We start from the raw sequence: 8,926 nt of genomic DNA, 5'->3' as shown, positions 1-8,926 counted from the left end.
AAGCGCGAATTGGAGGCGACCGCACAAGCGCGATCACCGGGGCTGGCTATGGGGGAAGGTGCATCACGCGCGGGACTGTGTAGGGCTTGGGATTCCCAGCCACCACCCCCGCAACGGATGTGACGGACCATCGGCCTGACGGAGTGCCGGCCCCACCGCAGTGACGGGCTCCGCTGCGCTCCACCCGAACCCCTCCCCTGTGCTCGAAACCGCCCTGACGCGTTCACCAATGCCCTGTCAGCATACAGGAAGACCGGCCGTCCATGGGTGAGATTGAGTCATGTATCACCCTGGGGAGCGAAGTTGGCGCATGGATGATGCATCACGGGTCGCTACTGTGTAGAGTCTGGGAACAGACACCACACCCCCAGCGCCGCGCACCTCGCGCCGGGATTCCCTTTCTGATTACGCGCTGCATTCCGCGAAAAGGAGAACACGGGGCATGGCCGTGAAACTGCGTGACCACCAGATCGAGGCCGTTGCCGCTATCGTGCGCGGCTTCGATATTCCGCCGGGTGGTATTCCCTGGAACGGCCTTCGTGGACAGGTGCACGCCGCGTGTGGCACGGGAAAGACGATTATTGCCGCCGCGTCGGCAAAGCGGATTGTGCCCAAGGGGCGCATTCTCGTGCTGGTGCCGACGCTGGATCTCCTGGCCCAGACGGTGAAGGCGTGGCACAACGCCGGGCACAAGGGGCCGGCGGTTGCCGTGTGCTCGCTCCAGGACGACCCGGAGCTGTGGAGCATGAAGGTGTGCTCCACCACGAACCCCGTGCAGCTGGCGCTGTGGCACGGGCAGGGGCCGGTGACCATCTACGCCACCTACGCGTCGCTGGGGGTGCTCACGGAGGCGTTCGAGGGCGTCTACGGCCAGCAGCTCGCCCCGGTAGACCTCGCGGTCGTTGATGAGGCGCACAGGACTTCCGGCTCGATGGGTAAGGCGTGGGCGGACATCCACGACCAGACGAAGATCCCGGCCTACCGGCGGCTGTACCTGACGGCCACGCCGCGGATCTGGGAAGAGCGGCTGAACCGGGAGGTCGCCGAAGGGGTGCGCGATCCGCTGCCGCGCGAGATGGCGGCCTCCATGGACGACGAGAAGGTCTTCGGGCCCGTCCTCTACAAGCTCTCGCTCGCGTCGGCCGTGTCGCGCGGGTTGCTGGCGCGGTATCAGATCATCGTCCTGGAGCTCCAGGACCCGGTCGTCACGCCCGAGCGGCTGATGGGCGAGGAGCGGCACACCGAGGAAGTCCGCGGGCAGCGCCTCGGGGCGCTCCAGGCCGCGCTCCTGCACACCATGGCCCGGCATGACCTGTCGACGTGCATCACCTTCCACCACCGGACGATAGAGGCACAGGCGTACGCGGAGGGCCTGGAGCGTGTGGCCGCGAAGCTGCACGCCGACCAGCCGGAGAGGTACCCGGCGAGGATCTGGGCGGACTGGCTGTGCGGCGAGCACGTCCCCGAGCGCCGGCGGGAGGTCCTGGGCAACTTCGGCACCACGGCACTGCGGGCAATTCTCTCGAATTGTCGCGTTTTGGGTGAAGGTGTGGACATCCGGGCCGTGGACTCGGTGGCCCTACTGGACCCCAAGGGGGCGCCGCACGACATCGTCCAGGCCATCGGCCGGGCACTCCGTCAGAAGCCGGGACAAGGAAAGGTCGCCTCTTTGATCGTGCCGGTATTTCTCCAGCCCGGAGAGCAGCCGGAAGATATGTTCACGTCGGGATCGTATCGCCCTTTGGTGAAGGTCCTTGAGGGTCTTCGGGCTCACGATGAAGAGGCCGTGGAATTGCTCGCGATTCCACAGGAGCCTCAGAAAGACGTCGCTCAGCCGTCCCAGCACATCGGGTCAGCGCCCGAAGATGACGAGGAAGAATCCCGTCTGCTGCTCCGTTTTGCCGCTCCGCGTGACCCGGTGATGGTCGCGGACTGGGTGTCCTTCAACGTGATCGACATGGAGAAGCAGGACTGGGCGCGCGGCTGGGCTGCGCTCAAGAAATTCACCGAGCGTGAGCTTCACACCCGAGTCCCATATGGGCACAAAGAGGGCAACTACCCCCTTGGGCAGTGGACGGCAGAACAGCGACGGGCCTACGGCGCGGGGCAGATGACCGGCCTGCGCGCCGGGCGGCTGGAGAAGCTGGGCATGGTCTGGAACCCGGCCGATGAGCGGTTCCAGGAGAACCTGGAGGCCGCCAAGGCGTACTACGAGCAGCACTGGACGCTGTGCGCGCCCCGGTCCGCGACGATGCTGGACCGGCCGGTGGGGCAGTGGCTGTCCAACCTGCGGCGCCCGGGTGCGCTGGAGGAGAGGCCGGAGTGGAAGGCCGCGCTGGAGGCCGTGGATGAGCACTGGGACCCCGCGTGGCCGGCGGAGTGGCAGAGGCACTACGCGGCGCTGCGGGAGCTGCTGACGGACGAGGAGGACCACTCCGGCGTCCTTCCCGGCTTCACCGTGCACGGCATGGACGTGGGCAAGTGGCTGGCGAAGCAGCGTCAGCACACGGTCTGGGCAGGGCTGATGGACGGGCAGCGCGAGCTCCTGGAGGCGGTCGGCGTGGTGCCGCTGCCCCCGGAGCAGACGGAGCCCGCCAAGGGCACCAAGAAGGCTGTGAGCGCCTTCGAGAAGGGCGTGGCGGCCCTGGCGCAGTACAAGGCCCGCGAGGGCTCTGTGACCGTCCCCAGGGCTCATGTGGAGCGGCTGGAGGACGGGAGCGAGGTGAAGCTCGGGGTGTTCCTCAGCAACAGCAAGAGCCGCCGGGCCAAGCTGACCGCCGACAAGCTCGCTGCGCTGGCCGGTCTCGGACTGGAGTGGGCAGCATGAGCACCGAGCAGCCGGGCGCCGACGCGTACGGCCAGGAGCTGGCCCGCATCAGCCACCACCAGAGCGAGGCCATCGACGCGCGGTTCGCGGTCTTCCAGGCCCTGGCCGCCGTCGGGATCGGACACGAGCAGGCCGACGACATCGTGTCGAAGGTGGAGGCCGGTGCGGTGGCCGGCGCCCACACCTGGATCTCCGAGAGCAGCGCCCCGCACGGGTCCGAGCCGCGGTTCGAGGACGGCTGGCACGCCGGAGTCCGCGACGTCGCCAGCTACCTGCTGCGTATCGCCGACACCACCGCCACCACGGGGCGGGGGCTCGCCGCGTCCAACGCCATGCTGGTCGCCCACCTCCAGCAGTCGGCCTCCCCCGCCCCGGCAGAGGTCCCGGTGGAAGACCCGGCCCCGGTCCCGTCCGTGGAGCTGGACGCGAAGGACGTCCTGGCGGCCGCGGAGCGGTTCACGTGGGCCGTGGCCGCGCCCGGTGTACGCCACTGGCCGGACGGCAGTGACTTCCTGGACGTCGCCCTGAGCACGGTGCGCCCCGAGGAACGCGCGGGGTACATCGAGCGCCTGGAGGCGTTCGTGGAGCAGCACCGCCCGCGCCTGGAGGAGATGCTGCGCACGCACGGGCCGGGCAGCACGCCCGCCTCGCACGGCCGGTACGCGCTGATCGGGCAGCCCGAGACCCTGGTCATCGTGGAGCGGATGGAGAGCGCCCCGTTCCTGTTGCGCGGCCAGTGGGAGAAGGAGCTGGAGACGGTCTTCCTGGACGACCTCGAGTTCGTGTGGGGACCGCGTATCCGCCTCAGCCGGTGAGCAGCCGGAAGCAGCAGCGGGCCCGGACGGGGTGATCCTGTCCGGGCCCGCTGTCGTCGGGTCAGCCGAAGTCGAGCGTGTCCTGGGCGAAGTCGGCCGGGGCCGGGGTCGGCGGGGGCGCCGGCGGTCCGGCCGGGCGGGCGGCCTTCCAGCGTTCGGCCAGCTCGTCCTTCCAGCCCTTCGGCGGGGGCCACGGCACGCCCCAGGCGGCGAGCTGCTCGCGCTTCCAGCCGCCGGCGGGCGTGCGGGCGGCTTCAACCTCTTCGGGCGAGGGCAGGTCGGTCATGGTCAGCGGCCGCCCATGAGGAACAGGGCCGACGCCGGATCGGCGAGGCTCCTTCCCAGCTGCTCGCTGTCGGCCGCGACCGTCCGGAGCTCCGCGGCGGTCGTGGCCACCTCGGTGTTCACGTCGCCCTGGTCGACCGTGACCTTGCCGCTCTTGGCCAGGAGCTCCAGGACGTCGGCGGTCTGCTCGAAGGCTTGCGGGAGTCGCTCGACCAACGACTTCAGCGCCTGGGTGGACTCCGACAGCGCGGGCGCGGACAGGTTCCTCGCGTCGTTCAGGACCGCGCGGTTGAACTGTTCGATCAGGTCCCGGGCCTGCCGGACCAACTGCGCCGGATCCTTCTTCGCCGCCATGCTCTCGCCCCTCGCCGCTGGATTGGTGGCCCTCAGTCTCCCTCACCACCGGCAGCCGGACGGACCGGTACGTGTACCCGGCCCCCGGCCGCCGGCGGCGTGTCCCGGCTCAGCGGCGCAGGCGCGAGAGCCAGCCGGTGGCCTTCTGCTCGGGCACAGCCGGCTCCTGCTCCGGCTCCGGCTCGGGCGGTGTCAGGCCCCAGGCGTCGTACCCGTCGGTCTCGTGCCGCTGGTTGCAGGTCCCGCACAGCGTCGGGTGGGGGTCCTTCACGCCCCAGCCGGTGATGCGGTCCGCCTCCTCCCACCGTTCGTCGGTGAAGGCGGCACCGCACCGAGAGCAGCGAGGGCGCTCGGTCCTCCGCCTGGAGGAGCGTGGCGACGGCTTCGGTGCGAAGGCCGGCCTGCTTTTCGCCGATGGCGCGGTCGGTGAGCAGGTGGGCGCGGCGCTCGCGGGGGAGGTCGGCGAGGGCGGCGCCGGGGATGTCGGCTGCGACGGCGACGGCGTCCGCGCCTTCGCTCAGCTGGACGTGGGCGGCGACGCGGTAGAGCTTGCAGTTGGTCGGGCCGAAGCTGGTCCACAGTTCGTTGCCGTCGAAGCCGAGCTGGTCGGCGTGTTCGTCGGCCTGGTCCAGGAAGCCGGGGACGGCGCGGGCGAGGGCGGTGGGGCTGTGGTCGTCGGCTTCGGCGGCGGCGGCCTGCGCCATCGCGGCTTTGAGGAACAGCATGCCCAGCACGGAGAGTCCTTCGGGGCCGCGCTGGAGAAGGTCGGGCTCGAGGCGGCGGGCGGCGGCCGTGACGAACGCGACGGCGGCCGCGGTCTGGCCGTGGTTGGTCATCGCGTCAGCGAGGTGGCGGGCCGCGGACGCCATGATGACGACGTCTTCGGAGCGTTCGGCGGCAGCGACGGCGCGGTGGCCGGCCACGACGGCGAGTTCGGTGTCGCCCCACTTGATGGCGGCGGCCTCGGTCAGTTCCAGCGTCAGCGACAGTTGTCGGTACGCCTGAAGCTGGTCGTCGCCCTGGTGGTGTTCGGCGGCCCGGGTCGCGTCCACGAGCAGCTTGGGGATCTGCACACCGAGCTGGGCGAAGTGACCGGCCTGGAAGCCGGTGCGGGCCAGCCACAAGTCCCGCTGCAAGACGGTGACGGGGACCGGTTCGGCGGCGGAGTCGTCGCACCGGCCGGTGATGACGTCGTGGCGCTGCAGAGCGCGGCGTACGGCGTCGATCTCCGAGTCGGCGGGGCACAGCACCGCCGGGTCGTACAGCAGCCGCTCCAGTGTGATGCCCAGGCGTCGGGCGATCTCGGTGGCCACCGACAGGTTCAGGTCCGCCTGGCGGCGTCCGGCTTCCAGTTCCTCCACCCAGCGCACGGACCGCTGCATCAGCGCGGCGAACTCCATCTGGGTGTGGCGCCGGCGGTCTCGCCAGTAGGCGACACGGCGGCCGAACTGGATACGGTCCATGAGGAGCTCCGGAGTGCGGAGTTGAGAACCCACACACATCGTGTGGGCTGTCTCCGGTATACCGCCCCTACCGTCCCTATATGGCCAACTCCCCGAAGCGGTCCACCCCAACGTGGCACAAGCTCGCGCAGCCCAGCACCGGCAAGCAGGCGCGGTGGGCGGGCGGGCTGAACCGCACCCGGTGGGTTCCCTGCGGGAGGGACTGGGACGCGGTGGCCATCACTCCCATGCATCGGGGCCTGGACGTGCTCGCCGCGCTGCGGATCGGCCCGCGGCGCGGGGCCCTGGTCCTGGCCGACCACCTGCGCGGGGTGCTGTACGTGATGGTGGCGCCCGGCTCCGGCGATGACGCAGCCTGCCTGCCCGGGGTGCGGGTGCTGTCCGCCGGCAGCGAGCTGCTGATGCCCGCCACCTACGACGACAGCACGGCGGTCGCAGACCTCCTCAGCTTCCCGCGCAGCGGCGAGCCGCCCGCCCTGCTCCCCGGTGACCGGCTCGCGCAGGGGCTGCGCGGTCTTCCTGTCGACGCACCCGAGAAGGCGCCCGTGTCATGAACGGCTACACCGTGCTCTACGACCCCGAAGGGCGCATCGGCGCCCAGCTGCCGCTCGATCGCATCACACACGAGCGCGTCGCCCGCGCCGTGCTGGCGTGGTCCCCCGCCGCCGCGCTGCCGCCCGACGACTACGAGCAGGTCGGGCTGCTGCTCGCCGGGGCCGCCCGCGCGGTCGCCGACGACGTCCGCGCGCTCGCGGTCAAGCTGCCCGAGGACGACGGCCGACGCCTGTTCGCCGAATTCGTGATGGGCCAGGCTGACGATTGCCTGGCGCGGCCTTCGCGAGACCTGCTCCGGGTCAGGGACCGGGCCCGTACGCTGCGGGCACTGTACGAACGGCTGGACCGGCTCCAGGACGCCGTGTCCGGCACGGAGGCGAGCACCCCCGTCTCCCCCTGACCGCCCCCTACCGGCGCCGCCTCCCCCGTCGGCGCCGGTAGGGGGCAACGTGCTCAGCCGCGAGTCCCGTTGCGGGTCCCCTTCGGAGTCCTGTTTCGGGTCCCCGTTGGAGTCCCGTTTCGGGTTCCGTTTCGGGTCCTCTTCGACGTCGGCAGGCTCGCTGCAACGGTGCAGGTGGGGGCCGGTTTTTGGGCGCGGGGAGCGTGCCGACTACTTCTCTGGGGACCCTGTCGGCTCCTGAGCGATGCCCGGCCCGAGGGTCCGCCGGCCTTCGCGGGACCGACGTAACGCCAGGGCCGTGCGGTCGTTGGACAGCGCGAACCCAACCGGGCCCCGGGGATGTCATGGCTGATCCCCCGGGGCCCGTGGTGTGTCCGACTCCGGGTCGGTCAGTCCTTGTCGGTCTCGGTGGTGGTGATCCCGGCGGCGGCTTCGTCGTCGGTCAGGAGCAGGACCTGCGTCGGGTGGATGCTGCTGCCCTGCACGACGTGGACGTGGCCCGGCTGCGTGCTGGGCTCCGAGGCGGGGCGGAACTGCGGGGCGAAGCGCTTCCAGGTGCGGGTGGTCACCCGTCCCAGGACCACGGTGGAGAAGTTCTCGCGCAGCTCACCGAGGACGCCCCTGTCGAGCTGGGCGCCGACGAGGAGGTGGATGCGGACCTGGGCGCCGGCAAAGAGCACGTACTCGAGGGCGTCGACGGCGGGGGACGTCTTGGTGTCTCCCTTCTCCCGGACCGTGCCCCAGTAGCGGGCCAGCTGCCCCAGGGTGCCGTCGGCGGCGTCGAGCACGCGCCGGACTGCGAAGAGGCACCGCAGGGCGCGCCATTGCTCGGTGTCGAGCAGGCACTGAACGTCGCGGAGAACCCCGGGACACGGCTGTGCACGCTGTGCGGCTGCGCTCAGGAGATCACGCCGATGCTGAGCGGCTTCGACCACATCACCGACTCCTTCGATCCCTGCCCCGGCTCGCCTCGCCCGCCGCCCAATCTCAGCTACGCGGGCTCCGGTTCGGGAGCGGAGGTCGGGGAGCCCTTCACCACCAGCGATCCGTCGCCCGACCTCCTGGTGGAGTGCACGGCCAGGTAGGGCGAGGAATAGAGGATGCCGCCGCCCCGGTGCAGGTCCCACTGGTAACTCGTGGAGCGCTCCAGGAGGCGGCGTTGCTCGGGGTCGGCGTCGGGGAGCGTCAGCTCGACGAAGCCGCGGCCGTCTTCGAGGACTCCTTGGCCGGTGATGCTGCCGGTGAAGACCAGCAGGGTCCTGCCGACGGAGATGTGAACGGAGTCGCCGTGGATCGGGCGCGTGCCGGGGAACGTCACGCGCTCGCCCCCAAGGGGATTTCGGCGATCGGGTTCCGCTGGATGGTCCGGCTGTCGTGCCACTGCTCGACGAGGTGGATCCGGTCGGCGACCACGGTGGCGGAGAGCGGGCCGTCGATCGAGGCGAGGGCTGTCCGCAGAGCGACCGCGTCCAGTGAGGCGGCCCGGTTCGTGGTGTAGCCGAGGGAGATGTGGGGGTATCGGCTGCGGCCGGGCTTGAAGGCAGCACCCGTGCGGTCCGTCGCCGCAGTGACCATGTCGACGAGGTCGGTGAAGGGCGCGCCGGGCCATCCGCTGATCTCAACGGCGAGCGCGCCGACCGCAGGCCGGTCGAATGTCAGGGTGAACGGGGCCAGTGTCCGGGCAGTACTGCGGACGTCGCGGAGGAGCTCCTCGATGTCGACGTCGTCGCGGCCCGCTCCGACGGCGTGGAGGAGCGTGCAGTGCATCCCGTCCGGCAACACGGGCTCCAGACCCGGTCCGGTGATCCCGGCGTACGGAGTGGCCAGGGCCACGGCCTCGGCCGGGGTGGGCAGGACGTGCCAGTGAAGGTCACGGCGTCCCGCCGGCCAGAAGGGATCCACCCTCGCGAAGAAGCTCTCCATGCCCGCAGTCTCTCCTTCCTGGCGCGTCGGAGGCAGGCGTTCGGCGAAGTTCCTTCCGCCGCCGACTCGATGCTCACACCGTTGTGCCCGCTGGCGGCCGGGCACGTCTCCGCGTCAAGCGCGTCCAGCGAACGCCGGGCATCTACGAACTCACCTGGTCCATGGGCGCAGGCCCCGCAGGACGCGCCACGTTCGAGTACGGGACCGAGGTCCGTCCGGGCACACCGCACGTCATCTGGCGTCGCATCGGCACCCACGACATCCTCACCGGGCCCTGAGCCACGGGTCCCGCGTCTTCGCGGGC

12 protein-coding genes are annotated in these 8,926 nt (G+C 70.8%); 6 read left to right on the top strand and 6 right to left on the bottom strand.

All coding sequences use genetic code 11. The features are described 5' to 3' along the window. The first annotated feature begins 442 nt into the window (after nt 1–442). Nucleotides 443–2,827: a helicase associated domain-containing protein gene (locus ACZ4LX_RS31950; RefSeq protein ID WP_467650265.1), complete on the top strand. Its 2,385-nt coding sequence runs from the start codon at nt 443–445 to the stop codon at nt 2,825–2,827. Beyond that, on the top strand, nt 2,824–3,642 hold the full coding sequence (locus ACZ4LX_RS31945) for a hypothetical protein (protein WP_467650266.1): 819 nt from the start codon (nt 2,824–2,826) through the stop codon (nt 3,640–3,642). Before ACZ4LX_RS31950 ends, ACZ4LX_RS31945 begins: the two co-directional genes overlap by 4 nt. A gap of 61 nt (nt 3,643–3,703) precedes the next feature. On the opposite strand, the gene ACZ4LX_RS31940 is transcribed toward ACZ4LX_RS31945, so the two are convergent. The 3 genes from ACZ4LX_RS31940 to ACZ4LX_RS31930 are packed head-to-tail and all read right to left on the bottom strand — an operon-like array spanning nt 3,704 to nt 5,744. Continuing rightward, nucleotides 3,704–3,928, bottom strand: coding sequence for a hypothetical protein (locus ACZ4LX_RS31940; RefSeq protein WP_467650267.1), 225 nt, complete (start codon nt 3,926–3,928; stop codon nt 3,704–3,706). A 2-nt stretch (nt 3,929–3,930) separates the two neighbouring features. Next, nucleotides 3,931–4,281 carry a hypothetical protein gene (locus tag ACZ4LX_RS31935; RefSeq protein ID WP_467650268.1) on the bottom strand — a complete coding sequence of 117 codons (351 nt, stop codon included), beginning with the start codon at nt 4,279–4,281 and terminating at the stop codon, nt 3,931–3,933. Between the two features lie 32 nt (nt 4,282–4,313). After that, a complete protein-coding gene (locus ACZ4LX_RS31930) occupies nt 4,314–5,744 on the bottom strand; it encodes a helix-turn-helix domain-containing protein (RefSeq protein WP_467650269.1) in 1,431 nt (476 codons plus the stop codon). Between the two features lie 80 nt (nt 5,745–5,824). Here ACZ4LX_RS31930 and ACZ4LX_RS31925 point away from each other — a divergent pair, with 80 nt between their 5' ends. Next, a complete protein-coding gene (locus tag ACZ4LX_RS31925; protein ID WP_467650270.1) occupies nt 5,825–6,298 on the top strand; it encodes a hypothetical protein in 474 nt (157 codons plus the stop codon). Further along, nucleotides 6,295–6,699 (top strand): restriction endonuclease, encoded by a 405-nt coding sequence (locus ACZ4LX_RS31920; RefSeq protein WP_467650271.1) that lies wholly within the window; start codon nt 6,295–6,297, stop codon nt 6,697–6,699. The genes ACZ4LX_RS31925 and ACZ4LX_RS31920 overlap by 4 nt, the downstream gene beginning before the upstream one ends. Nucleotides 6,700–7,088: 389 nt before the next feature. Here the strand turns inward: ACZ4LX_RS31920 and ACZ4LX_RS31915 are convergent, their stop codons facing one another. Then, nucleotides 7,089–7,487: a hypothetical protein gene (locus tag ACZ4LX_RS31915; RefSeq protein WP_467650272.1), complete on the bottom strand. Its 399-nt coding sequence runs from the start codon at nt 7,485–7,487 to the stop codon at nt 7,089–7,091. Between the two features lie 36 nt (nt 7,488–7,523). Between ACZ4LX_RS31915 and ACZ4LX_RS31910 the strand changes: the two genes are divergently transcribed. Next, nucleotides 7,524–7,784 (top strand): hypothetical protein, encoded by a 261-nt coding sequence (locus ACZ4LX_RS31910; protein WP_467650273.1) that lies wholly within the window; start codon nt 7,524–7,526, stop codon nt 7,782–7,784. On the opposite strand, the gene ACZ4LX_RS31905 is transcribed toward ACZ4LX_RS31910, so the two are convergent. Both ACZ4LX_RS31905 and ACZ4LX_RS31900 read right to left on the bottom strand, forming a co-directional pair. Next, nucleotides 7,691–8,017 (bottom strand): hypothetical protein, encoded by a 327-nt coding sequence (locus ACZ4LX_RS31905; RefSeq protein ID WP_467650348.1) that lies wholly within the window; start codon nt 8,015–8,017, stop codon nt 7,691–7,693. The genes ACZ4LX_RS31910 and ACZ4LX_RS31905 overlap by 94 nt on opposite strands. Then, nucleotides 8,014–8,622, bottom strand: a complete 609-nt coding sequence (locus ACZ4LX_RS31900) for a 2'-5' RNA ligase family protein (RefSeq protein WP_467650274.1) — start codon at nt 8,620–8,622, stop codon at nt 8,014–8,016. The genes ACZ4LX_RS31905 and ACZ4LX_RS31900 overlap by 4 nt, the downstream gene beginning before the upstream one ends. A gap of 83 nt (nt 8,623–8,705) precedes the next feature. Between ACZ4LX_RS31900 and ACZ4LX_RS31895 the strand changes: the two genes are divergently transcribed. Beyond that, nucleotides 8,706–8,900, top strand: coding sequence for a hypothetical protein (locus tag ACZ4LX_RS31895; RefSeq protein WP_467650275.1), 195 nt, complete (start codon nt 8,706–8,708; stop codon nt 8,898–8,900). The last annotated feature ends 26 nt before the right edge of the window (nt 8,901–8,926 follow it).

Source organism: Streptomyces sp. NPDC026062 (genome assembly GCF_055568375.1).
This window is presented reverse-complemented; position numbering and strand designations above follow the sequence as displayed.